At 65.8% G+C, this 22,767-nt stretch carries 23 protein-coding genes and 1 pseudogene; 15 read left to right on the top strand and 9 right to left on the bottom strand.

The genetic code is table 11. From position 1 onward, the window contains the following. Positions 1–4 precede the first annotated feature (4 nt). The gene (locus CXX84_RS04080) at positions 5–1,072 is read left to right on the top strand and encodes a glycerophosphodiester phosphodiesterase family protein (RefSeq protein ID WP_102975449.1); all 1,068 of its coding nucleotides are present in this window, start codon (positions 5–7) and stop codon (positions 1,070–1,072) included. A gap of 27 nt (positions 1,073–1,099) precedes the next feature. Here the strand turns inward: CXX84_RS04080 and CXX84_RS04085 are convergent, their stop codons facing one another. Further along, positions 1,100–2,176, bottom strand: a complete 1,077-nt coding sequence (locus CXX84_RS04085) for a N5-glutamine methyltransferase family protein (protein WP_102975855.1) — start codon at positions 2,174–2,176, stop codon at positions 1,100–1,102. A 409-nt stretch (positions 2,177–2,585) separates the two neighbouring features. On the opposite strand from CXX84_RS04085, the gene CXX84_RS19075 reads away from it, so the two are divergent. Together CXX84_RS19075 and CXX84_RS04100 are read left to right on the top strand one after the other, a co-directional pair. Then, entirely contained in the window at positions 2,586–2,738 is a 153-nt protein-coding gene (locus CXX84_RS19075; protein WP_189337496.1) for a hypothetical protein, read from the top strand. Positions 2,739–2,915: 177 nt separating this feature from the next. Further along, positions 2,916–3,140: a hypothetical protein gene (locus tag CXX84_RS04100; protein ID WP_146031829.1), complete on the top strand. Its 225-nt coding sequence runs from the start codon at positions 2,916–2,918 to the stop codon at positions 3,138–3,140. A 30-nt stretch (positions 3,141–3,170) separates the two neighbouring features. On the opposite strand, the gene CXX84_RS19420 is transcribed toward CXX84_RS04100, so the two are convergent. The 5 genes from CXX84_RS19420 to CXX84_RS04125 form a co-directional block, all read right to left on the bottom strand. Further along, the gene (locus CXX84_RS19420) at positions 3,171–3,296 is read right to left on the bottom strand and encodes a hypothetical protein (protein WP_262982122.1); all 126 of its coding nucleotides are present in this window, start codon (positions 3,294–3,296) and stop codon (positions 3,171–3,173) included. Between the two features lie 97 nt (positions 3,297–3,393). Further along, positions 3,394–4,164 (bottom strand): type 1 glutamine amidotransferase domain-containing protein, encoded by a 771-nt coding sequence (locus CXX84_RS04110; protein ID WP_102975453.1) that lies wholly within the window; start codon positions 4,162–4,164, stop codon positions 3,394–3,396. A gap of 63 nt (positions 4,165–4,227) precedes the next feature. Next, positions 4,228–5,055 carry a hypothetical protein gene (locus CXX84_RS04115; RefSeq protein ID WP_146031830.1) on the bottom strand — a complete coding sequence of 276 codons (828 nt, stop codon included), beginning with the start codon at positions 5,053–5,055 and terminating at the stop codon, positions 4,228–4,230. Positions 5,056–5,143: 88 nt separating this feature from the next. Further along, positions 5,144–5,536, bottom strand: coding sequence for a hypothetical protein (locus tag CXX84_RS04120; RefSeq protein ID WP_102975455.1), 393 nt, complete (start codon positions 5,534–5,536; stop codon positions 5,144–5,146). Beyond that, positions 5,533–5,877, bottom strand: a complete 345-nt coding sequence (locus CXX84_RS04125; RefSeq protein ID WP_102975456.1) for a PadR family transcriptional regulator — start codon at positions 5,875–5,877, stop codon at positions 5,533–5,535. The genes CXX84_RS04120 and CXX84_RS04125 overlap by 4 nt, the downstream gene beginning before the upstream one ends. Before the next feature lie 176 nt (positions 5,878–6,053). Between CXX84_RS04125 and CXX84_RS04130 the strand changes: the two genes are divergently transcribed. The 3 genes and pseudogenes from CXX84_RS04130 to arr all read left to right on the top strand — a co-directional run bounded on the left by CXX84_RS04130 (position 6,054) and on the right by arr (position 8,197). Then, the gene (locus tag CXX84_RS04130) at positions 6,054–6,950 is read left to right on the top strand and encodes a 2-dehydropantoate 2-reductase (protein ID WP_102975457.1); all 897 of its coding nucleotides are present in this window, start codon (positions 6,054–6,056) and stop codon (positions 6,948–6,950) included. A gap of 32 nt (positions 6,951–6,982) precedes the next feature. Beyond that, a pseudogene (locus CXX84_RS19530) lies at positions 6,983–7,729 on the top strand (alpha/beta fold hydrolase); the annotation flags it as partial. 30 nt (positions 7,730–7,759) lie between these two features. Beyond that, entirely contained in the window at positions 7,760–8,197 is a 438-nt protein-coding gene (arr, locus tag CXX84_RS19535) for an NAD(+)--rifampin ADP-ribosyltransferase (RefSeq protein ID WP_411266194.1), read from the top strand. Between the two features lie 27 nt (positions 8,198–8,224). Here arr and CXX84_RS04145 read toward each other — a convergent pair whose 3' ends face one another. Together CXX84_RS04145 and CXX84_RS04150 are read right to left on the bottom strand one after the other, a co-directional pair. Continuing rightward, a complete protein-coding gene (locus tag CXX84_RS04145; RefSeq protein ID WP_102975458.1) occupies positions 8,225–10,282 on the bottom strand; it encodes a beta-galactosidase in 2,058 nt (685 codons plus the stop codon). Positions 10,283–10,360: 78 nt separating this feature from the next. Beyond that, the gene (locus CXX84_RS04150) at positions 10,361–11,656 is read right to left on the bottom strand and encodes an ABC transporter substrate-binding protein (protein ID WP_189337497.1); all 1,296 of its coding nucleotides are present in this window, start codon (positions 11,654–11,656) and stop codon (positions 10,361–10,363) included. Positions 11,657–12,083: 427 nt separating this feature from the next. Here CXX84_RS04150 and CXX84_RS04155 point away from each other — a divergent pair, with 427 nt between their 5' ends. From CXX84_RS04155 to CXX84_RS04180, 6 genes are all read left to right on the top strand, one after another. After that, complete coding sequence (locus CXX84_RS04155) at positions 12,084–12,965, top strand: carbohydrate ABC transporter permease (protein ID WP_223252962.1); 882 nt, start codon at positions 12,084–12,086, stop codon at positions 12,963–12,965. Next, entirely contained in the window at positions 12,961–13,854 is an 894-nt protein-coding gene (locus tag CXX84_RS04160) for a carbohydrate ABC transporter permease (protein ID WP_223252993.1), read from the top strand. Before CXX84_RS04155 ends, CXX84_RS04160 begins: the two co-directional genes overlap by 5 nt. A 49-nt stretch (positions 13,855–13,903) precedes the next feature. Further along, positions 13,904–14,923: a LacI family DNA-binding transcriptional regulator gene (locus tag CXX84_RS04165; protein ID WP_102975462.1), complete on the top strand. Its 1,020-nt coding sequence runs from the start codon at positions 13,904–13,906 to the stop codon at positions 14,921–14,923. 154 nt (positions 14,924–15,077) lie between these two features. Next, positions 15,078–15,395: a hypothetical protein gene (locus tag CXX84_RS04170; protein ID WP_102975463.1), complete on the top strand. Its 318-nt coding sequence runs from the start codon at positions 15,078–15,080 to the stop codon at positions 15,393–15,395. A gap of 331 nt (positions 15,396–15,726) precedes the next feature. Continuing rightward, the gene (locus tag CXX84_RS19250; RefSeq protein WP_262982123.1) at positions 15,727–16,095 is read left to right on the top strand and encodes a DUF998 domain-containing protein; all 369 of its coding nucleotides are present in this window, start codon (positions 15,727–15,729) and stop codon (positions 16,093–16,095) included. After that, positions 16,092–18,743, top strand: a complete 2,652-nt coding sequence (locus tag CXX84_RS04180; protein WP_102975464.1) for a PEP/pyruvate-binding domain-containing protein — start codon at positions 16,092–16,094, stop codon at positions 18,741–18,743. Before CXX84_RS19250 ends, CXX84_RS04180 begins: the two co-directional genes overlap by 4 nt. Positions 18,744–18,746: 3 nt before the next feature. Here CXX84_RS04180 and CXX84_RS04185 read toward each other — a convergent pair whose 3' ends face one another. Beyond that, positions 18,747–19,013: a hypothetical protein gene (locus CXX84_RS04185; RefSeq protein WP_102975465.1), complete on the bottom strand. Its 267-nt coding sequence runs from the start codon at positions 19,011–19,013 to the stop codon at positions 18,747–18,749. A 233-nt stretch (positions 19,014–19,246) separates the two neighbouring features. Here CXX84_RS04185 and CXX84_RS04190 point away from each other — a divergent pair, with 233 nt between their 5' ends. From CXX84_RS04190 to CXX84_RS04200, 3 genes are all read left to right on the top strand, one after another. Further along, on the top strand, positions 19,247–20,788 hold the full coding sequence (locus tag CXX84_RS04190) for an alanine/glycine:cation symporter family protein (protein WP_102975466.1): 1,542 nt from the start codon (positions 19,247–19,249) through the stop codon (positions 20,786–20,788). A gap of 157 nt (positions 20,789–20,945) precedes the next feature. Then, on the top strand, positions 20,946–21,875 hold the full coding sequence (locus CXX84_RS04195; RefSeq protein ID WP_102975467.1) for an ABC transporter ATP-binding protein: 930 nt from the start codon (positions 20,946–20,948) through the stop codon (positions 21,873–21,875). Beyond that, on the top strand, positions 21,872–22,717 hold the full coding sequence (locus CXX84_RS04200; RefSeq protein WP_102975468.1) for an ABC transporter permease: 846 nt from the start codon (positions 21,872–21,874) through the stop codon (positions 22,715–22,717). The genes CXX84_RS04195 and CXX84_RS04200 overlap by 4 nt, the downstream gene beginning before the upstream one ends. Positions 22,718–22,767 lie beyond the last annotated feature (50 nt).

The following is a 22,767-nucleotide window of genomic DNA, read 5'->3' on the forward strand; positions in this document are numbered from 1 at the left end:
CCCCATGCGCACAGTTCTCACTGCCGCGGCAACCGCCGCCCTCATCGCCGCCATGGCGAGCCCCGCCGTCGCGAACTCCACGGACGAAGCCCGAACGCCGTCGTCGGACGCTGCCCGAGCCGCCACCTCCGCCCTGAAGGTCAGCGAGCGCAACGGCTCTTTCGACCTGCAGTCACACCGTGGCGGACGCGGTGAGTGGACCGAGGAGTCGCTGGCCGCGTTCGAGAACTCTCTCGCCTTGGGCGTGACCACGCTGGAGCTGGACACCCACCTGACAGAGGACGGCAAGGTGATCGTCTGGCACGACGACACCATCCAGGCCGCCAAGTGTGCCGACACCGCACCAGCCACCGCCGGTGACCCCGAGTTCCCGTACGTGGGCGACCGCGTGGCCGAGCTGTCCCTGGCGCAGATCAAGACGCTGAACTGCGGCTTCGTGCAGTTGGCCGGCTACCCGGAGCAGGACGTGATTGGGGGAAACCGGATCGCTGAGCTCAAGGACGTCTACCAGCTGGTCCGCGACACCAAGGCCGCCAAGGTCCGCTTCAACGTGGAGACCAAGGTGGAGGGCAGCCAGATCGGTGGCGCCGGGATGGAGTCCCTTACCCGCGCCGTAGTGGCCGAAGTCCAGGCCTCCGGGATGGCGGACCGCACCACCCTGCAGTCCTTCGACTGGTCTTCCCTGAACCTCACCAAGGAGATCGCACCGGAGCTCCCGCTGGTGGCACTGTCCAGCGGCGACGCCTGGATGGGAGTCGGCCAGCCGGGCGCCAGCCGCAACCTGGGCGGCATCGACATCGACGACTACGACGGTTCCCTTCCCAAGGCAGCAGCCGCCCAGGGGTACGACGTCGTCTCCCCCACCTTCCGCTCCGTCACCCCAGCGATGATCACCGAAGCGCACGAACTCGGCCTGCCCGTCATCCCCTGGACCGTCAACACCACGGCCGACATGGAACGCCTCATGGACCTCGGCGTGGACGGCATCATCACCGACTACCCCACGCGCCTGCGCACCCTCATGGCGGAACGCGGCCTGAAGCTGCCCAAGGCGTACGAGCTGAAGGGGTAACAACGTCCCTTGCCCTGCTGCCCCTGGTTACCGGGCAACCAGCCGCCACAGGGACGTGACCTCGGCCGCGCGCGCCAGGAACAGGGGATCATTGCGGTCCGAGGCCTTGGGATGCGTTGGCTTGGTGTCGAGCCGGTCCACCACCGTCAGCCCGGCCGCCGTGATGGCGGTCAGCAGATCCTCACGGGAGCGCAACCCAAGGTGCTCGGCCAGGTCGGAGAGGACCAGCCACCCCTCACCATCTTGTTCCAGATGGTCCGGGAGTTCGTTCAGGAAGCGGAACAGCATCCTGCTGCCGGGGTCGTAAACAGCGCTGTCCAGGCTGGAATGCGGCGTGGCCGGGATCCAGGGCGGGTTGCACACGACGAGCGGTGCCCGTCCGGGCGGGAACATGTCCGTCAGGACAGCTTCAGCGCGGTCCTGGACACCGAGGTTCCGGAAATTCTCCCCCGCGCAGGCGATGGCACGCGGTTCGTTGTCCGTCGCTACGACCCGCTGGACGCCACGGCGCGCGAGGACGGCAGCGAGCACTCCGGTGCCGGTTCCGACGTCGAACGCCAGCGTGTCAGAGGGCAGCGGAGCGGCGGCCACGAGATCCACGTACTCGCTTCGGGTGGGGAAGAACGTGCCATAGTGCGGGTGTATACGGTCCTGCAGGGCACCGACGTAGACGCCGTTCCGTCGCCACTCGTGGGCGCCGATCGCCCCGACAAGCTCGTGAAGGGACACGACGGAAGGCTCGCCGATATCACCGTACGCTTCAGCGGCTGCCTCCCGGATATCCGGTGCGCGGCGCAACGGCACCACCGGGCCCGGATCAAGGGGAATCAGCAGCAGACCGAGAATGCGTGCGCGATGCGAGGCGGACTGGCGGTGCCGGTAGAACTTTTCGGCCGGTGTTCCTGCGGTCTCTTTCTTTCCGGCGCCGATCCGCCGGTCCAGGGCGTTGAGGATCTGCCGCGCATTGTGGAAGTCACCCTGCCAGAGCATCGCGATCCCCTGCGACGCCAGCCGGTACGCATCATCGGCTGTGAGCGAGTCGGAAACCACTTGGACGCGCGTCGGTGCAGGCCTGCCGTTCGCCGAACGCCATCGTGCGGGCATGGGAAACGTCGCGGGCGTTGCCACGGGAGCTGGTGTGTCGCTTCTGATTAGGATCCATTCCAAGATTCCAGCGCCGGACTATGACTGAGGAGTGCGGCGGTGATTCGACGGCGTTCCGCGGCTGCGGCCCAGAGTCCAGACCGTCATTGGGCAGCGATTCAAGCTTCTTGATCGATTGCGGCTGAACCTACAGTGTCAGGATACAGGGGGTGCTACAGCCGCCGCTGCTGGAACATCCGGAACGACTCCCGCACCCGGTCCACCGTCTCCAGCAAGACATCAACCGTGTGCACGCCGGGCTCGAGCCAATAGCCCTTTTTGAGCCCCGACATGAGCCATCCTACGGATGGGGCACAACGAACACAGTTTAAGCAACGATGATCCAGCCGCAGGGAAGGAAGTGGCCAAAGTGCCGAATGGAATTGTAATCAGTAGCCGGGGCAACTCGGCCTCCGTCCTCGTCGACGGTGTCTTCGCCCTCTTCATGGTCACCGTCGCTGAGGCCGAGGCCTACGTCGCCAGCCTCCTGGAGCTTGACTCCCTCGACGCGCCAGCCCTCTAAGCCCCCTACCCGCCCCCGGTCTTGCGTATCAGCCGGGCGCCCTTGAAGGAGTCCCCGCTTCGCCGCGGATTGTCGTGCGGCAAAGGCGGCGGTGGCGGGGTAACTAACCCAAAGGTTCCGCCGATCCGCGGTGGCGTCGGATCTCTGATGTCGGTCACCCTGCGTAGGATCGCAAACATGAGTAGACGTGACGACGACCTGGGCTTCGTGAGAATTCAACAGGTGATCCTGCAAAAAGAAGAGGACATGAAAGCGTGGTGCCCGTCCAGCGGCGAGAACGTGGGTCTGATGATCGAGTCCCCGGGAAGCGACGACTGGTACATCAAGTGCCCGACATGCGCCACGAAGTGGGCTGGCGGCAGCACCGTGCTGGACGACCACAACCTGCCGGGGTTCCGATAAACCTGCGGGCCTGGCGGGGATGACGGCTAGTTAGTCGTCAACATCTTGGGCCCGCTTCTCGCCGTCATCTGCAGCTGGCTTGTCGTGAACCTTTTTCGGGATCTTTCCCTCAACGTCAGCGGGTACCGGAGGATCCTTCTCTTCATCAGTAGCCATAGGCCAAGCCTAAGCTGCACCCGGTTCGTTGCCGCCGGACATAAGACTGACGGCCACCCTCATCCGGGTGGCCGTCAGTCTTAGCGACCTGTTGGGGTTACTGTTCGCCCTCCGCGGCGGCAGCTGCCTTGATGGCGTCCTTCTCGGCGCGCAAGGCCTCGGCGTCGTGCTGTTCCTCGGCCTTTTCCTGGTGGATGACCGCGGCGAAGAGCTTCTCCATCTCTTTGGCCACACCGGCAGCTGACGCCGGGTTCTGGCCGGTCACCAGCCGGTCGTCAACCACAACCTTTTCTTCAAAGACATCGGCGGAGACGTGGGTGGCGCCCTGCTCCTCAAGCCGGTCTGCCAGGAAGAACGGAATGACCTTGTCCTTGCCTGCAGCGACCTCCTCGTCGTTGGTGAAGGCCGCGACCTTCCGGCCCTCGACAAGGCGAAGCCCGTTCGCGAGCTCCACGTTCAGCAGCCCGGCCGGTCCGTGGCAGACCGCGCCCACCAGACCGCCGTTGTTGTAGACGCTGGCCACCAGGCTCTGCAGGCCTTCGCTCTCCGGGAAATCCCACATGGTGCCGTGGCCGCCCACGAGGTAGACGGCGTCGTACTGCTCCGGATCAACGACGTCGACGCGGGCCGTGTTGTAGAGGCCGGCGCGGGTGGTCTCATCCTCCGTGAAGGCGACCTGGATGGGATCTTTTGTGTCCACCTCATCGCGCGGGGGCTGGCCGCCCTGGATGGATGCAAAGTCGACGAAATGCCCGGAATCCTTGAACACCTTCCAGGGATGTGCAGCCTCGGCCACGTTGTAGCCGGTCTTCTCTCCCGTATCGCCGATCTCGGAAACGCTGGTCAAAACCATGAGGATTTTCTTCATGAAGTGCTCCTTTCGTCCACGTCCCACCCTACGCCCAGGCCAGTGCGAGGCCTCCCGGTTTCATCAGGGCTGGCCCGTGGGGACGAGCCGGTATACGAACCGGCTGTCCAGGCCGCCGGGGCCCATCGTGAGGTCGGCTCCCTCGGTGGGCAGCACCACGGGCGCCTTGAACACGCTCCCGCTGCAGGGGACCTGTACGGGGGCGAGAACTTCCGCTCCATTCCAGGTGGCCACGGACAGCTCGGCTACCGGCAGTCCGGCACAGACGAGGTGCAGTTCGTACTCGCCCGGTTGGGCCGACAGGCCGGCGGTGGTGGTTGTGTTCCCGCTGCTGGCGCCCCGCAGCTCTCCGGGCACACTCGGTTGCAGCTGGTGTGCTGCCCACTCCGACATGTCCTCCAGCTCAGAAGCCCTGCGGTCACGGTTAACCTGCACCTTGACGCCCGTTGCTGCCGGCCTTCCTGTTGGCGGCACCGCGCTGATGGTGAGCGGACCGCCGTCGTGCCTGACAAAGCGGTCCAGCGTGGAGGTGCACTCGAAGCTGGACGCCTCCGGGACGCCGTCGGCCTTCACAACGGTGAGCTTGGCCCCGTAAACCCCTGCACAGGCGCCACTGACCAGGTAGTCGCCGGGCGCCAGGTCAAGGGACAGCTTCCCGGCGGGTTCAGCCCCGGACGGCATGCCGGGGTCGCCCGGGGAAGCCCCGAGCAGACGCGCCACTTCGCTGACGTTGTCCTCGAAGGATGCGGACGACGGCGTTACGGGCGGCGGGGACGATGGGGCCAGCTGTTCGGGCGGTCCAGTGTACTCACACCCCGCCAGCGACATGGCCACAACGGCCGCAACGGTGAACACTCTTGCGCGCCGAGGCGGCATCCCCCCATGAGACATGATCCCGAGTCTACGGTTTCCCACCCTCACCTGAGTGGGAGAGGCTACCTAGGCAAAACTAAGAATGGTCCCAGGTGCGGACGTAGGGTTAGTTGGCGGTGCGTAAGCGTTGGACGGGCTTGAAGTAGTCGGTCAGGAATCCGGCCAGGATGCTGGCGAGAATTACTACCGCCGCCGGCATGAGCGTGATCGGACCAACGAAGTCTCGAATGTCGATTTTGAACAGGAGCACCAGCAGGACCGCCAGCAGAAGGTAGGCAAGGGCCAGCGCTGCTCCGACGCTTGTGATGGTCTTCCCCGCCGTCCTCCGCTTTCCCTTGGGGAACTGCTTTGCGTACTCCTCTGCCGGTCCGAATTCCGCGGCCGCTGATGACCCTGATGCCGCCTGGTGGGCTCGCACCTCATCGAGCACTTCCGCGATTTCGGATTCCGGCAACCCGCGGACTCGAAGGTTGAAGGCTAGGTTTCGCTCGTAGCTCATGGCATGTCCTGTCGATGTGTTCGGAGTTCAGTGAGGGCCCGCCCCATTCGGTGCCACCCTTCAGCCATTCGGCCCAGTTCGTCGCGGCCGTCCTGAGTAAGTGTGAATTGCTTGCGGCCCGGACCCGACTGGTCGTGCTGCCAGGTGTGCTCAACAAAGCCCTGGTCTTCCAGCCGCTTAAGCAGTGGATACAAGGTTCCCCCCTTGATGCGTGCGAAGCCGTGCTGCCGGAGGACCTCGGCGATGGCATACCCGTGGCTTTCCCCATGACTGAGGACCGCGAGCACAGCCTGCGGGAGCGCCGCCCGGGTGAGCTCTGGGTCAAAATCGAGTTCTTCCACAGTTAGATAGTGTCACTAACTAGATAGCTTCGCAACCACGACTCTAAGACATCCGTTCTCGATGTCCCGCTGAAACCGCCTAGCCTTGGGATAGCGGATACAGAGCCTCACCGTGTACTGGTGTTGCCGCCTGTGCCGGTTCACCCCCTTGAAGACCACCCGGAAGGTACGCACCCATGCGGATACTCGTCGTCGGAGCCGGAGCAACAGGCGGGGCGTTCGGCACGCTCCTGCAGGAAGCGGGACGGGATGTCACGTATCTGGTGCGGCCGCGCAAGCAGGAGGTCCTCCGCCGCGACGGGCTGCGCTTCATCTCCCCCACCACGGACCGGACGCATCAGGTGCAGACCATCACTGCGGCGGACGGGCCTAAGCCGTTCGATCTGATCCTGGTCACCGTCAAAGCCACCGCGCTGGACGGCGTCCTCAACGAGATTGGGGCGTTCGTCGGGCCCGAAACCGCCATCATCCCGATCCTCAACGGCATGGCCCACGTGGACCAGCTTGAGCAGCAGTACCCGGGCCAGGTGCTCGGCGGCCTGGCCCGGATCGTTGCCACCCTCGACGGGGATGTGGTCCGCCAGAAAATGCCCCTCACCTCCCTCAATGTCGGCGGGCTCAACGGAAAGACCGTCCCTGCGCAGGTATCCGATGCACTGGCCGTGCCCGGCGTCGACTTTTCCATAGCCGACGACGTCACCGGCGCACTGTGGGAAAAATGGGCCTTTATCGCTGCGGCGGGAATCGTCAACTGCCTGTTCCGGGCGCCGGTGGGACGAATCATCGATGCCGGCGGGCGGGCCAGGATCCTGGAGGCGATCACGGAAACCGAAGGGGTGGCCGCAGCGGCAGGACATCCAGTGTCCGACGCCGGCCACGCGCAGGCCGTCGGTATACTCACCGAACCGGGCTCGGCCTTCACGTCCTCCCTCTACCGGGACCTCACCGCAGGCCTCCCTTCGGAGGCCGAACACATTCTCGGCGACCTCGCAGTTCGGGCCCACAGCCTCGACCTCAGCACGCCATTGCTGGACCTGACCCTCATCCAGATCAGGGCCGGCCTGCCCGCCTGAAAACGGTGACCTGACCGGCGTAGCCTGAAGCCATGGCATCCGAGGTCCGGAACCTGTCCCTGCGCACCGGCATCACGGTGCCGTGCCTGATCCTGGGTGACACGGACGCGAAGCCGTTGCTCCTGCTGCACGCGTGGGGTGAATCCCGGCTCTGCTTCAACCGCCTGCTGCCGTTGCTTGCCGGCTTCCGGGTCTATGCTCCGGATCTCCGCGGCCAGGGCGAGGCGGACAATCCGGAGGACGGCTACTCCCTGGCGGAGCAGGCCGAGGACGCCGCCGCGATCCTGGACGCCCTTGGGGTGACGACGGCGTTCGTCCTCGGTTCCTCCAGCGGCGGTTACGTCGCCCAGCAGCTCGCGGTGGCGCATCCCGGGCGGGTGGCGGCGCTGGTCCTGGTGGGGTCGCCGCTGAGCCTGCAGGGGCGGCCGGCCTTCGCCGACGAGGTGGACCTGCTGGCGGACCCCATCGACGAGGACTGGGTCCGGGCCTCGCTCTCCTGGTTCACCCTGCACCAGCCTGTTCCGGGCTGGTACCTGGCGGACCGGGTGCGCGACGGCGTCCGGATGCCGGCCCACGCGTGGAAGAAGATCCTGGCCGGACTGACGGCCGCCACCCCGCCCACGGAAGCCGGAACCATCCGGACGCCCACGCTGATCATCTATGGCGGTCAGGATGACCTGCTGCCAAGGAAGGACCAGGAGGTCCTGGCATCGCGGATTCCGGGTGCAGTACTGCAGGTCTATCCCGACGCCGGGCACCTGGTTCTGTGGGAGCACCCGGACCGGGTCGCGTCAGACGCCGCAGCCTTCCTGCACTCGCTGGAGAAGCACCCGACAGCAACGGAGGACCCCAACGATTCCGGGCCGTTCTACCACGGCACCAAAGCCGACCTGCGGCCCGGGGACCTGCTGGTCCCCGGCTATGTGTCCAACTACGGCAGCCGAAAAACGGCCAACCACATCTACTTCACGGCCACCCTGGACGCCGCCGCGTGGGGTGCTGAACTCAGCGAGGGCGACGGGCCGGGCAGGATCTACCGGGTGGAGCCCACCGGACCGTTTGAGAACGACCCCAACCTGACCGACAAAAAGTTCCCCGGTAACCCCACCCGGTCCTACCGCACCCGGGAAGCCCTCCGCGTGCTAGGTGAGGTTTCGGACTGGCAGCCGCACTCCCCCGAGGCACTGCAGCATATGCGCAACCACCTGGAGGAACTGAAGCGGCAGGGCATCGAGGCCATCGACTAACCCGGGCCGGCTCCGCCTGCAATGCCGTCAGCCCTCCGTGCCGGCGCGGATGACGGCCACCCCGACAGGCTCGAGCTTCAGGCTCTCTCCGACGGCCACCTGCCGCCCGGCCAGTAACTCAAGCCCCGAAACCTCAAGGTCCACGACGGCTGCGGATCCTGAGTGGTTGAGGAAAAAGAGGTACCGCCTGCTGCCGGTAAACCGTTCGGTGACCTCCACACCCTCGGGTGCAGCATGCGGCGGCCGGATCCCTGCGTCGTTAAGAACGGCCTCGACCACCCGGTCCAGCGCTTCCTGGGCAAGGTGTGTACCCAGATAGACGGCCCGCCCGGTGCCCGGCCGGTGATCCAGGATGGCCGGCCGTCCGGCCAGGTAACCGTCAGTGTAAACAGCGACGACGTCCGCCCCCTCTACGGCGAGGTCGTCCTGCCAGCGGGAGGCCCCGTCGTCGAACCCTTGCACCGTCCCGCTGAGCAGCGTCTGGCCGGAAGCGGGCGTGATCCCCACCGTTGCGCCCGGGGCGAGGGGCGAGAAGTCACGGATATGCCCTCCGATGACCCCGCGCAGCCCGCCGGGGTAGCCGTTCTCGATGATCTGGTCATCCTGGTCCACGATCCCCGAGAAATACGAGACGAGCGCGTGACCGCCACCCTCCACGAAGGACTCGACGGCGAGCTGCTGAGTTGGGCTCATCAGGTACTGGTTGGGAATCACCAGGACCTTGTAGCGGGACAAGTCCGAGGACAGCGTCACAACGTCGACGGCAGCATTCGTCCTCCAGAGTGACTGGTAATGCCCGGCAACCACTTCCCGGTAGTTGTAGTTGTTCAACGGATGCGCGGCGCCCTCCACCGCCCACCAGTTCTCCCAGTCCCAGACGATGGCCACCTCGGCGGCGCTCCTGGAGCCCGCCAGCTCTGCAAGAGCTGCCAGTTCCTTCCCCAACTGCCGGACCTCCTGCCAGGTCCGGCTTGCTTCACCGCCGTGCGGAAGCATGGCCGAGTGGAACTTTTCCTGCCCGAAGCGTGAAGCCCGCCACTGGAAAAACATCACGGCATCGGCGCCGCGGGCAATGGCCTGGTAGGAGCCAAGGCGCATCATCCCGGGTTGTTTGGGAAGGTTCACCTTCCACTGGCTCACCGCCCCTGCGGCCTGTTCCATCATCATCCACGGCTTGCCGTCCCCCAGGTGCCGCATCAGGTCATACTGCATCGCTGCCTCCACCAGTGACGCCGGCTTGGCCGGATCCGGATAGATGTCCAGGGCGATCACGTCTGTTTCCGGCGCCCACCGCCGGTAGTCCTGGACCCGGAAAAACTGCACGAAGTTGGTGGTGGCGGGAATCCCGGGGGTGATGCTTTTGAGCAGGTCCCGCTCCTGCCGGTAAAGGTCCACCTGGATATCCGTGGCGAATCGCGCAAAGTCCAGCTCCCGCGCGGGGTTCACCCAGCCACGCACGGGGCGCGGAAGGTGCACCTGGTTCCAGTCGCTGTACACCTGCCCCCACAAGGTGGTCCCCCAGCGTGTGTTCAGCTCATCCAAACTTCCGTGCTTACCCTGCAACCAGGTCCGGAAACCGTCGTCGCACAGGTCGCAGAAGCACTGCGCGTGGTATTCATTACCGATGTGCCACATGGCAAGCGCCGGGTGGGCGCCGTAGCGCTGTGCCAGTTGGCGGGCCATCCGCTGGCTCCGGTCCCGGTACACGGGCGACGACGGGCAGAAGTGGCCCCGGCTGCCCACCCCCACCCGCGTTCCATCACGTTCCACCATGAGCGCCTCCGGGAAATCCGTGGCGAGCCACGGCGGCGGCGACGCGTTGGGGGTGGCCAGGTTGACCAGGATTCCGTTCTCCCCGAGCAGGTCCATGACCTCGTCCAGCCAGCCAAAGTTGAAGTCGCCGTCTGCGGGTTCCAGCAGCGACCAGGAGAACACGCCCAGGCTGACCAGGGTGACGTTGGCTTCACGCATCAGCCGGATGTCATCCTGCCAGGTGCTGCGGGGCCACTGTTCAGGGTTGTAGTCACCGCCGTATATGATCCCCGGCAGGCGCTGGCGGAAGGACTCGAGGGGTTTGGGACTCATGGCAGGCACTTTCGGAGTGGGAACTGGTGGCAAGGAGGACGGGCGGGTCCCGGCCGGGGACCCGCCCGTGGACGTGTCTTACATGGCGGCTTTGACGTCGGCGAGGAGCTGATCCGCCGCCTGCCGGGGAGTCATGCGGTCAAAGACGACTTCCTGCGACAGCCGCTTCACCGTATCGATGAGCACCCCGCCTGCTTTGGGATGGGGGATGGCATAGGCAGGAGTGCCCAGCTCGTTGATCCGGGTCACGTATTCTGCCACCCTCCCCTCCACCGGGGTGAGCGACGGGGTGATGGCTTCCAGCATTTTGGAGCTGGAAGGAACGCCCCGATCGAATTTGACGATTTCGCCGGCTTCGGGCGCGTGGGTGAGGAAGTCGATGAGCATCGCTGCTTCTTTGGGGTGCTCGCTGTTGGCGGCCACGGAATAGTAGATGCCCGGCTTGGTCCAGCCGCCTTCCGCCTTGAACTGCTGTTCGCCGGGGAGCCGGAAGAGCTTGAATTCCTGGCCTGCGGCCTTCTCCAGGTTGCCCAGCTGGTTGACGGAAATCAGTGTCATGGCCTTCTTTCCCAGGGCCAGCGGGGACTGCTCCAGCGCCAGGCTGGCGGACTCAAGCTCGGCTTCCACAGGCTGCGTTCCACCGCTGTCCCGCAGGCTACGGACGAATTCCCACCAGCTGGCAGCGGTTTCTGCAGTGAAGCCGATCTCGCTCCCGCCGTTCTTCCAGTAATCCTCGCCGTGCTGGCGGATCCACAAATTCATCGTTTGTTCGTCCATGGTGATGGACGTGCCCGCAACGTCCGGAAGTGCTTTGGAGATGGCTGCTGCAGTGTCCTTGAATTCATCCCAGGTCCAGGTGTTGTCATCGGGCAGGGGAACGCCTGCCTTCTCGAACAATGCCGGGTTAACTGCCATCCCGAACCCGGAGTCTCCTGTTGGGATTCCGTACAGGCCGCCGTCGATTTGCGTCCCGGCCAACGATGCCTCGGAGAAGTCGCCGGTGGGCAGGACATCCGAGTGCTTGCCCAGATCCACCAGCTGCCCGTTGTCGATGTAGGTGTACAGGTGCGGGTCTGTCATCTGCATGACGTCGGGCAGGTCGCGGGAGGCTGCGCTGGTGGACAATTTGTTGAAGTAATCACTGAAGTTGGAAAACTCCGGCTGCACCTTGATGTTGGGGTGCGCTTCCTCGAAGCGTTCGATGACCTGCTGCGTCTGCGCATGCCTGGCATCAGAGCCCCACCAGTTGAACCTCAGCGTCACCGAATCGTCCGCGGCAGGGCTGCCGCAGCCGGCGACTCCAAGGCTTACGACGGCGGCAAGAACCGCCGCGATGGTCCTGACCTTGCGTGGTGGTGATGGTTTGAAAACCACGGTGGAGCTCCTTTGCTTCAGGTGATGACCTTGCCGCCGGGCGGCGGCTGCAGGTCATATGGGCACCCTGGACGGGCACGAGTGTTCGGGTTTGCAGGACGACTGAGCCAATGGATGACGTTGCCGCAGCAGCAGTGCGGGGCGGCTTAAAGAATCAGTCAGAAGCCAGCAATTAGTGATCGGTCACTATCACGGAAAAGCTTTCATCCAGAGCTTCAAGCGAGCTGACACTTGAAGAATAGTGACCGGTAACTATTTTCGTCAAGACCATTGACGCGCCGGATTTTTCACTGCAATACTCAAGTCCGTCCGGCGCCTGAGGACGCCACTTCCCAAACCACCACCCGGAGCACCCATGTCAACGTTGACCCCCCTGCCCAGAAGTACCGGGGCAGGTACCGCGCCTGCCCCGCCGTCGAGATCGCTCATGAAACGGCTCGAGGAACGGGCTGCCTGGCAGTTCCTGCTCCCCTGGTTTGTAGGAATGCTGCTGATCACCATCGGCCCCATGATCGCGTCGCTCTACTTTTCCTTCACCGACTACAACCTGCTTCGCGCCCCCTCATGGGTGGGCCTGGACAACTTCGAGCAGATGCTCACTGACACGCGGCTCCACAAATCGCTCGGGGTGACGTTCGCGTACGTGCTGATCGGGGTGCCTGCGCTTCTGGTGGTGGCACTCTCCCTGGCGATGCTCCTGAACCGCGGCATTCGGGGACTTGCCTTCTACCGCTCCGTTTTCTATCTGCCGTCGCTGCTCGGCGGCTCAGTGGCGGTGGGCGTGCTCTGGCGTCAGGTCTTTGGAACCGACGGCCTGGTCAACCAGTTCCTGGCCCTCTTCGGCATCGACGGGCCGGGATGGATTTCCAATCCAGGCACCGCGCTCAGCTCGCTGATCATGCTGCATGTCTGGAGTTTTGGCTCCTCCATGGTGATTTTCCTGGCCGGGCTACGCCAGATCCCGGAGGAACTGTACGAGGCCGCCGCCCTGGACGGTGCAGGCCGGTGGGCCAGGTTCCGGAACGTGACCCTTCCACTGCTGACCCCCATCCTCTTCTTCAACCTCATCCTGCAGATCATCAACTCTTTCCAGACCTTCACCCAGGCCTTTGTGGTGAGCGGCGGCACCGGCGGGCCGGCAGACTCCACGCTCTTCTACTCCCTCTACCTCTATGAGCAGGGCTTCGGCCGGCTCAACATGGGCTACGCATCGGCAATGGCATGGGTCCTGGTACTGATCATCGCCGTCTTCACGGCAATCAACTTCTACTTCAGCAAACGATGGGTGTTCTACAGTGACCGCGATTGATACCGCACCAGTACAGGTTCAGACCCATAACTCACCGGACTCCGGCCGAAGCCGCAAGCAACGGGGCCAACTGCGCGGGCTAGCCAAACACATCGCACTGGTGCTTGCAGCAGGGCTGATGCTGTACCCGCTGCTGTGGATGGTGGCCAGCTCCTTCCGGCCTGAGGCCCTGATCTTCCGCGATCCCTCACTCATACCCACGGAAGTGGACACCGGACACTACGCCGACGGCTGGACTGCCCTGGCGCATCCCTTCCATGTCTTCCTGGCCAACTCGGCCATCATCGTTGCCGGTTCGCTCCTGGGCAACCTGCTCACCTGCTCCATGGCTGCCTACGCCTTCGCAAAACTCGAATTCCGCGGCCGCGGCATCCTGTTCGGCGCCCTGCTGCTGACCCTGATGCTGCCCATGCACGTTGTGCTGGTCCCGCAGTATGTCCTCTTCTCCAACCTGGACTGGGTCAACACCTTCCTGCCGTTGATCGTCCCCAAATTCCTCGCGACGGACGCCTTCTTTGTGTTCCTCATGGTGCAGTTCTTCCGTGGGCTGCCCAAGGAACTGGACGAGGCCGCCCGCCTGGACGGTGCAGGGTACTGGCGGACGTACTTCCAGGTGATCCTGCCCCTGTCCGTCCCTGCCCTGGCAACCACAGCGATCTTCACCTTCATCTGGACGTGGAACGACTTCTTCGGCCAGCTGATCTACCTCACCAAGCCTGCCCTGCAGACGGCACCCGTGGCCCTGCGCAACTTCGTGGACGCCACCAGCGGCGCCTCCTGGGGTTCGCTGTTCGCCATGTCCATAGTGACCCTGATCCCGGTGTTCATCGTGTTCCTCGTAGGCCAGAAATACCTCGTGAAAGGCATCGCGACAACAGGCCTCAAGTAGGAATCCCAGGCGACGCACCGCCGTCGTACTGCCCATAGACTGAAGAATTATGGAATCGATCAAGGTGGCAGCCGCGCCCGGCACGGCTGCCCGCCGCGCCACCATTGTGGACGTGGCAACAGCCGCCGGCGTCTCGAAGCAGACCGTCACCCGGGCCATGAACAACATGCCGGGGATCAAAGCCGAAACCAGGGACCGCATCCAGCAGCTGGCGAAGGACCTGGGCTATGTTCCCAGCCGCTTCGCCAAAGGCCTGGCGCAGGGAGCACAAATATCCGTGGGGCTCGCCATTCCAGGCCTGACAAACCCCTACTTCCCTGCGTTTATCGCCAGCGTGGTGGAGCACGCTACCGGGCTCGGGTGGCAAGTGGTGATCAGCGATTACGTGGACAAGGCAGTAGGTCCGGTGTCCGCCGTCAGCCAGCTCGCCCCGCAGGTTGACGCCGTGATTGGCTACCTCGGCAACGAAACGGGAGCATCACAGGAGATCCTGGGGCGGCGCCCCCTGGTCCTCCTGGACCTGACAAGCAGCAACAGCGCCGGGCAGGTTTCCTTCGATTACGCCCATGCAGCCTCCCTGGCCCTGGACCACCTGGCGGGGCAGGGCCGCCGGCACATCACCTATCTTGACTACGTTCGGGACGGCGGACTGTCCGTCCGCGGCCAGGCGTTTGCCCGGCGCGCGGGCGAAATGGGCATGTCAACCACATTCCTCAACTGTGCAGATTCGGCGGCGAGCGCCCGGGAAACCATCGCCGGGTTCCTGGCAGGCGGGAACCGCCCGGAAGCCATCGTCACGTTCAACGACCTGATGGCCGCCGGAACCATGAAGGCCCTCACCGCCGCTGGAAGGTCAATCCCCGGCGACTGCGCGGTCATCGGAATGGACGGCATTGCCATGGGAGAACTGCTGACCCCCGAGCTGACCACCCTCGCCCTGGATCTTCGGGAGGTGGGTGCCGTGGCCGTCCGGCTGGTGGAGCGGCTTCTCGCCGGGGAACTCTCACCGGCCGGTGACGACTCACGGGTGGTCCTCAAGCACCAACTGATAGTCCGGGAGTCGGCCTAAATCACACGACGTGCAGCAACGCCTTCGGCCCCGCCATCCCCGGGGCCTGCGGCTCAGGCCGGCGTGCAAAAGTAGGGCATTTCTCCCCTGTGCACCGCCGGCCGCCGGGACTACCCTGATCCCCATCAGTGTCCACCGCCGTCGAGGAGCCGTCATGGCCGGGTTTTTCCAGATCATCGAATTCAAATCCTCCCGCATCAAGGAAATCCAGGAGCTGGGCCGACCCTCCCAAACCGCGGGAAGCAACCAGCCCACCTTCCGCCGGATTGTGGCGACGGCGGACCGGGACCACCCGGGGACCTACTTCACCATCGCGGAGTTCGAGTCCTTTGACTCGGCAATGGAGAATTCCGGCAGACCGGAAACGTCGGAGTTCGCTGCCAAAATGGCGGCGCTGTGTGACGGGCCGGTGACCTTCCACAACCTGGATGTGATCTGGGAGGACACCGGAGACGGTACGGGCACCGGTTAGGAGCAGACGGTGGCTTCCGCAGGACGGCTCCCCCACCAGAGGCGGAACACCCCGCTTACAACGGCGCGCCGGGACACCCTCCGCAGGATCCTCCTGGCCGCCGGGCCGCTCTCTTCACTGCTCTACGTGGTTTTCACGGACGTCCTGGCGGCGTCCCGGTGGGAGGGGTACCGCCGAACCGGGCAGATGGTGAGCGAACTGTTCGCCGTCGGCTCCCCCGGCCGGGAGGTCCTGGCCCCGTTTACGTGGCTCTACACGGCCATGTTCACAGTCTTCGGCCTGGGCGTGGAGCTCCGTCCGCGGGAACCGCGCCCTGCGCATTGCCGGCGGCGTGCTCATCGCGTACGGACTGTGGAACATCATGGGAGCCCTCTACTCGCTGAGGTTGGGAGACGAAACCTCCATCGCCCCGCATATCCTCGCCACCAACGTCCAGCTCGCGCTGATGGTCGCCGCAATGTGCTTCGTGGCGGCAGGCTTCCACGGCTGGATGCGGTGGTACTCCATCCTCTCGCTCGCGGCTTCTGCAGTAATGGGCATGGTGGCGTTCGCAGCTGCTCCCGGCCCCAACCTGGTTCTCGGCATCGGCGAGCGCATCAGCATCGGGGCATTCCTCCTGTGGGTCGCAGTCCTCGCCATAGCGCTGTGGAAGCCAACGGCCAAAGACCGAATCCCCGGCAGCAAGGAGATGAAGCCATGACCTATATCAAGGACCTCGGCAGCGTGAAACCGGGCGATATCGCCGTCGCCGGCGGCAAAGCGGTAGGGCTGGGCGGCCTGGTCCAGGCCGGGCTGCCGGTCCCGGCCGGGTTTGTGCTGACCACCGCCGCCTACTCGCACTTCGTCACCGAAAACGGCCTCGCGGCGGCAATCCAGGACCTGGCAGCGCTGCCACCAGAAGCGGCGCCGCAGGACTACGAGGATGCCTCGGAACGGATCACGGCCCTGTTCACGGCCGGCACCATGCCCGCCGGCATCGCCCCAGAACTGGAGGCCGCCTACGGGAACCTCGGCACCGGCGAAACACCCGTGGCCGTGCGCTCCTCCGCCACGGCCGAGGACCTCGCCTCCGCCAGTTTCGCCGGCCAGCAGGAAACCTCCCTGAACGTCCGCGGCATCGACGCCCTGACAGACGCGGTGATCGATTGCTGGGCGTCCCTCTGGACGGCGCGCGCCATGGCCTACCGCGCCCGCGAAGGTGTGCGGCCGGACCAGGTCCGGCTCGCCGTCGTGGTTCAACACATGGTGGAGGCCGAGGCCGCCGGCGTCATGTTCACCGCCAACCCCGCCAACGGCCGGCGCGACCAGACGGTCATCAGTGCCGCCTGGGGCCTGGGCGAATCGGTGGTCAGCGGGACGGTCACCACCGATGACGTGGTGGTCGACGCCGGGACCGGCACCGTCGTGTCGCGGCAGACAGCCGACAAGGACGTCATGACTGTCTACGCGGAGAACGGCATCCGGGAGCAGCCGGTGGCGGCAGCCCGCCGTCGTGCTCCCGTGCTGGATGACCAGGCGGCGGCCGACCTGGCAGCGATGGGGCAACGGACCGCGGACCACTTCGGGGTGCCGCAGGACATCGAATGGGCGCGGGCCGGCGGCGCGTTTTTCCTGCTCCAGTCCCGGCCCATTACCGCGCTGCCAGAACCGGCGGCTGACACCCCGGATACCTGGCCCGTGCCCTATCCCAACGGCCTCTACTTCCGGGCGAGCATCGTGGAGCAGCTCCCCGATCCCCTCTCCCCGCTCTTCGCCGACCTTATTGACGGCTCCGTGGCGCGCTCGCTGAAGGCCCTGATGGACGAGGCGCTGGGCCGGAGCGCGATCCGCGAGGGCGACGTGCGGATGCCCGCCATCAACGGCTACGCCTACTACTACTACCGCACCTCCGGACTGCTGCGGATGACCGGCCGGCTGGTCCCCGCGATAGGCGCCCTGGCCCTCGGCAGGGCGCACATGGGGATCGACGGCTGGCGCGGGTACTCCCATCCGCGCTACCAACGGGTCATCAAGGAATGGCAGGCACAACCCGTCACGGAGCTGACCGGCAGGGAACTGCTGGCCGGGGCGCAGGCGCTGCTGGACGCCGGGACAGTCTACTACACGGCCGTACAGTCCATCATTCCGCTCGCGTCCACCAGCGAAATGTCCTTCCGGGCGTTCTACGACAAGCTGGTCCGCCGCGACGGCGACCCCCCGGCCCAGACGTTCCTCCTCGGCTATGACAGCGAACCCATCCGGGCCGAAAAGTCACTCTGGGACCTGGCCGGCTGGGCCCGCAGCGACCCCGCACTGATGTCGGCTTTAGTGGAACGGCCGACGGCGGTGCTCGCCGAGTGCCAGCGCACCGGCTCGCCGCCCGCAGGGGTGGACGATGCCCTGTGGCAGGAATGGCGCTTCGCCTTCCAGGAGCATCTGGGCCTCTACGGCCACGCGGTCTACAACCTTGATTTCGCCACTCCCGTGGCCGCCGATGATCCATCCGCCCTGCTGGAAACGGTGAAGTTCTACCTCCGCGGGCAGGGCACCGACCCGCACGAGCGGCAACGGCTGCTGACCGGACGCCGGGAGGAGCTGACCGCCCAGATGGCCGGCCGGCTGGGACCGCGACGCCGCGCCGCCTTCCTCCGGCTGCTCCGGTGGGCACAGCTCGTGGCGCCCATCCGCGAAGACGCACTGGCCGACGTCGGACTCGCCTGGCCGCTGCTGCGGCGCATGCTGCTCGAACTCGGGAACCGGCTGGTGACCTCCAACGTCATCGCCGGGCCGACGGACGTATTCTGGCTGCGCTTCCAGGAGCTGGAGGCCGCCGTCAGGTTCGGCCTGGCTGAGCAAGATGCGGGAGCACCAGCCGTGGCCATTACCGGGGCTGACCGTCCGGTCCGCGCGGCCGCCGTCGAGGAGCGCAGGATGCTGTGGCGCGGCCAGGCGAAGGCCGCCGCGCCGCAGATGCTCCCGGAGCGCCCCTGGATGGAAAAGGCCATCGGGTCCATGATGCCGGCGGGATCGCAGCACCAGGCGGGGGACGTCATCAAGGGCGTGGGGGCCAGCTCCGGCCGGGTCAGCGCTCCCGTCCGTTTGCTGCGCGGTCCGCAGGACTTCGGCCAGATGCAGCCCGGCGACGTCCTGGTAGCACGCATCACCACCCCCGCCTGGACGCCGCTGTTCGCGATGGCCTCCGCCGTGGTGACCGACGTCGGCGGCCCGCTGAGCCACAGCTCCATCGTGGCCCGCGAGTACGGCATCCCGGCCGTCCTGGGCACCGGGGTCGCGACACAGCGGCTGGCCACCGGGCAGCAGGTCAGCGTGGACGGCGACGCCGGGACCGTCACAATCCAGCCTGTTTGAGGGTTACTCCTGCATGCCGGGGTGCACGGGAACGAAATCGATTTTGTTGCCGGAGTTCGTCCGGCCTGCAGAGGTCCTGGAGTATCCGCGCGCATCAAGATCGTTCTTGGCGCGGAATTCGGCGAGCGCCGCATCGTAGGCCTTGTTCAGGGCCAGGCCTGAGAACTCCCCCGTGCTCCCGTCAGTGAAATTAATTCTGATGCGGACGCTGGCCGGGTAGTGCCGGTTCATCCGGATAAAGCCTTCTGCGTCCTGCTGGAGGGTGATCAAGGGACTCTGCTTTCGTTGGGTTTCAGCCTCAAGTGTGGCGTACCTTGCACCGTTTACCACAAATTCGCCTGCCTGCTACCAGATGGTGCCTGTCAGGCGGCCAAATGGACGAAGACCGGTGCATTGTGCGACACTTCACAAGTTTTGATGTGGTGCGCGCCACTCCGTTCACCCACCCGGCACGCACCATCTCACGCATCACCCACGCTCTTCCATGGAGGGAACCCACACTTATGAGCGACGTCTTATCAGCCATCAACAGCGTGATCTGGAGTGACTGGCTCGTCTATCTCTGCCTCGCCACCGGAGTCTACTTCTCCGTCCGGACACGCTTCCTGCAGGTCCGGCATGTCAAGGGGATGCTCCAGCAGCTGGTGCACGGCGAGAAGTCCGCCTCCGGCGTCTCCTCGTTCCAGGCCCTGGCCATGTCCCTGTCCGGCCGCGTCGGCACCGGCAACGTCGCCGGCGTCGCCACCGCGATCGCCTTCGGCGGACCGGGCGCACTGTTCTGGATGTGGGCGGTGGCCTTCCTGGGCGCGTCCACGTCCTTCGTCGAGTCCACGCTCGGCCAGATCTACAAGACCCGCGACCCGCTGACCGGCGAGTACCGCGGCGGCCCGGCCTACTACTTCTCCCGCGCGTTCGCCCACACCAAGGGCGCCGGGTTCTTCAAGGTCTACGGCTACGTCTTCGCCGCCGTGACCGTCCTTGCCTGCGGCGTCCTCATGCCGGGTGTCCAGACCAACTCCATGGCCACCGCGATCAGCGGCGCCTGGACCCTCGAGCCATGGATTGTTGCCGTTGGCTCGGTCATCCTCCTGGCCCTCGTCGTCATGGGCGGCGTGAAGCGCATCGCCAGCGTTGCCGCGTTCGTGGTGCCCTTCATGGCCGCCGGCTACATCATCCTCGCCCTCATCGTCGTCGTCATCAACGCCGCCCAGCTGCCGGAAATCCTCTCGCTGGTCTTCCGCAGCGCCTTCGGCATGGATTCCGCCCTCGGCGCCATCATCGGCCTGGCCGTGATGTGGGGCGTCAAGCGCGGTGTCTACTCCAACGAGGCCGGCCAGGGAACGGGCCCGCACGCCGCTGCCGCAGCCGAGGTCTCGCACCCGGCAAAGCAGGGCCTGGTCCAGGCTTTCGCGGTGTACATCGACACGCTGTTCGTGTGCTCGGCCACCGGCTTCCTGATCCTCTCCACCGGCGCCTACCGCGTCTTCTCCGGCGGGAGTGAAGACGGTGACATCCTCGCCGAAGGCGGCCTGCTCTCGGCCTCGGCCGTCGTCGGCCCGCAGTATGTGCAGGCAGGCTTCGACTCCGTCTTCCCCGGCGTCGGCGCCTCCTTCATTGCCATCACGCTGATCTTCTTCTGCCTGACCACTGTCATCGCGTACTACTACATGGCCGAGACCAACCTGCGGTTCCTCCTTGGGACCTCGTCGGCCAAGATGATTCCCGGCCTCCGTACCACCCTGGGCCGCGCCACCACCATCGCACTGCAGGTGGCCATCCTCGTCGCCGCTGCATACGGCTGCGTGAACACCGCCGCCGATGCATGGGTGATGGGTGACATCGGCGTCGGCCTCATGGCCTGGCTGAACATCGTGGGCATCCTGATCCTGCAGAAGCCGGCGTTCAAGGCGCTGAAGGACTTCGAGCGGCAGCAGAAGCTGGGCCTCGACCCGGTCTTCGACCCCAAGCCCCTTGGCATCACCGGGGCCACCTTCTGGGAGTCCTACAAGCCGGCCGAGCGCGAAAAGGAATCCGCGCAGGTCTAGTGCCTGACCGTGGCGCCAGGGACGGGGTGACCCGGCAGCTTCACGGGAGGCGGGAGTAGTACCAGGGTGCTACTCCCGCCTCCCATTCACATCCCGTGGACGGACGCGGCCAGGGGGTCATGGTGCGTAATTTCGTAGTTATGCGAAAGGACAATCCATGATTCACGCACAAACCCTCACGAAGCGCTTTGGCTCCCGCACGGCCGTGGACGGCATAGATTTCACGGTCCGCCCCGGCCAGGTGACGGGCCTCCTGGGTCCCAACGGTGCCGGGAAGTCGTCCACCATGCGGATGATCGTTGGCCTTGACCGCCCCACCCGTGGGGAGGTCAAGGTCAACGGCCGCGCCTACCGCGAGCACCGCGCTCCCCTTCGCGAGGTAGGTGTGCTGCTGGACGCGAAGGCTGCGCACCCCGGCCGCACCGCGCGCAAGCACCTCCTCGCCCTGGCCGCGACCCACGGCATCGAAGCCGCCCGAGTGCGGGAGGTGATCGAGCTCGCCGGGCTCGAGTCCGCCGCTGACAGGCGGGCAGGGAGCTTCTCCCTGGGCATGGGGCAGCGCCTCGGGATCGCCGCGGCACTGCTGGGCGACCCCGCCACCGTCATCCTCGACGAACCCGTCAACGGGCTGGACCCCGAAGGCGTGCTGTGGGTCCGCACCCTTCTGCGCACACTGGCCGCAGAGGGCCGCACCGTGCTCCTGTCGTCACACCTCATGAGCGAAATGGCGCAGACTGCCGACCACCTCATCGTCCTCGGCCGGGGCCGGGTCCTCGCGGATGCGCCGCTGCGGGACCTGATTGACGGTGCCACTGCCTCGGCTGTGCGCGTACGGACACCACAGCTCAGCCGGCTGGCCAGCGCCATCACCGGCCACGGCATCACGGTCACCACGCTCGACGACGGCGCCGCCCTGGTGATGGGCATGAGCCCCGAACACATCGGCAACGCAGCCGCCGCAGCGGGGGTGCCCCTGTACGAGGTGGCCGCCGTTGCAGGCTCGCTCGAAGACGCCTACATGAGCATCACCGCCGACGAAGCGGAGTACCGGTCCCTCACCACTACAGCCCACAAGGAGCGTTCATGAGCGCCGCCGTCCTGCCCGTCCGCCCGGGCATCCCCGCCGACTCGCGGCTGCGTTTCAGCGGCATCCTGCGCTCCGAATGGATCAAGCTCACCAGCCTGCGGTCCACCCTGTGGTCGCTCCTCACGATTATCCTCGTCGGCATCGGCCTGAGTTTCGTGCTTGCACTGACCATGGAATCGGCCGGGGTCCCGGACGAACCATCAGTGCGGTTCACGCTCTCGATCGTCGCGATAGGGGCGGCATGCGGCCAGTTCGTGGCCGCGGTCCTGGGCGTCCTGGCCATCAGCGGTGAGTACTCTACAAAGATGGTCCAATCCACGCTGGCTGCCGTACCCTCGCGCCTGCCCGTCCTGGCGGCGAAGGCAATGGTGCTCCTGGGGCTTGTGACCGCCGTCGGGCTGGTCACCCTGTTCGGCTCCTGGGCGGCCACCTACGCGATGTTCGATGATCTCGGCCTGGCGGTAAGCCTGGCTGAGCCCGGCTTGGCGGGTGCACTGCTGGGGGCGGCTCTCTTCCTCGGCCTGACAGCCACCTTCGCCCTGGGTGTTGGCGCCATCCTCCGGTCCGCGGCCGGCGGCGTCGCCGCAGTGCTGGGCGTTCTCCTCCTGTTGCCGCTTGCCCTGTCCCTGCTGGGCAACTCCATGGAGTGGGTCGCCGCGGTCACCCCGTACGGTTTCGCGGCTGCGGGGGAATCGATGTGGAGCATACCCGCCGGACCGGCTGCAGGCTCTCCCGTGCCCGGCACTCCCCTCACCCCCGGAGCAGGAGGACTGGTCGTCCTCGCCTGGACAACCATGTCCCTGGTGCTCGGTGCACTCACCCTTCGAGGGAGGGACGCCTGAAACCGGATCCGACGACGGCGCCCGGCTCCCCTGCAGGGGAGCCGGGCACT

This window comes from Arthrobacter sp. AFG7.2 (assembly GCF_002892835.1).
GTDB lineage: Bacteria > Actinomycetota > Actinomycetes > Actinomycetales > Micrococcaceae > Arthrobacter.

Coding starts and splice junctions, on each gene's coding strand:
- CXX84_RS04080 (WP_102975449.1), top strand. CDS start 5: ATGCGCACAGTTCTCACTGCCGCGGCAACCGCCGCCCTCATCGCCGCC.
- CXX84_RS04085 (WP_102975855.1), bottom strand. CDS start 2,176: ATGCCCGCACGATGGCGTTCGGCGAACGGCAGGCCTGCACCGACGCGC.
- CXX84_RS04100 (WP_146031829.1), top strand. CDS start 2,916: ATGAGTAGACGTGACGACGACCTGGGCTTCGTGAGAATTCAACAGGTG.
- CXX84_RS19420 (WP_262982122.1), bottom strand. CDS start 3,296: ATGGCTACTGATGAAGAGAAGGATCCTCCGGTACCCGCTGACGTTGAG.
- CXX84_RS04110 (WP_102975453.1), bottom strand. CDS start 4,164: ATGAAGAAAATCCTCATGGTTTTGACCAGCGTTTCCGAGATCGGCGAT.
- CXX84_RS04115 (WP_146031830.1), bottom strand. CDS start 5,055: ATGTCTCATGGGGGGATGCCGCCTCGGCGCGCAAGAGTGTTCACCGTT.
- CXX84_RS04120 (WP_102975455.1), bottom strand. CDS start 5,536: ATGAGCTACGAGCGAAACCTAGCCTTCAACCTTCGAGTCCGCGGGTTG.
- CXX84_RS04130 (WP_102975457.1), top strand. CDS start 6,054: ATGCGGATACTCGTCGTCGGAGCCGGAGCAACAGGCGGGGCGTTCGGC.
- CXX84_RS04145 (WP_102975458.1), bottom strand. CDS start 10,282: ATGAGTCCCAAACCCCTCGAGTCCTTCCGCCAGCGCCTGCCGGGGATC.
- CXX84_RS04155 (WP_223252962.1), top strand. CDS start 12,084: ATGAAACGGCTCGAGGAACGGGCTGCCTGGCAGTTCCTGCTCCCCTGG.
- CXX84_RS04165 (WP_102975462.1), top strand. CDS start 13,904: ATGGAATCGATCAAGGTGGCAGCCGCGCCCGGCACGGCTGCCCGCCGC.
- CXX84_RS04170 (WP_102975463.1), top strand. CDS start 15,078: ATGGCCGGGTTTTTCCAGATCATCGAATTCAAATCCTCCCGCATCAAG.
- CXX84_RS04180 (WP_102975464.1), top strand. CDS start 16,092: ATGACCTATATCAAGGACCTCGGCAGCGTGAAACCGGGCGATATCGCC.
- CXX84_RS04190 (WP_102975466.1), top strand. CDS start 19,247: ATGAGCGACGTCTTATCAGCCATCAACAGCGTGATCTGGAGTGACTGG.
- CXX84_RS04195 (WP_102975467.1), top strand. CDS start 20,946: ATGATTCACGCACAAACCCTCACGAAGCGCTTTGGCTCCCGCACGGCC.
- CXX84_RS04200 (WP_102975468.1), top strand. CDS start 21,872: ATGAGCGCCGCCGTCCTGCCCGTCCGCCCGGGCATCCCCGCCGACTCG.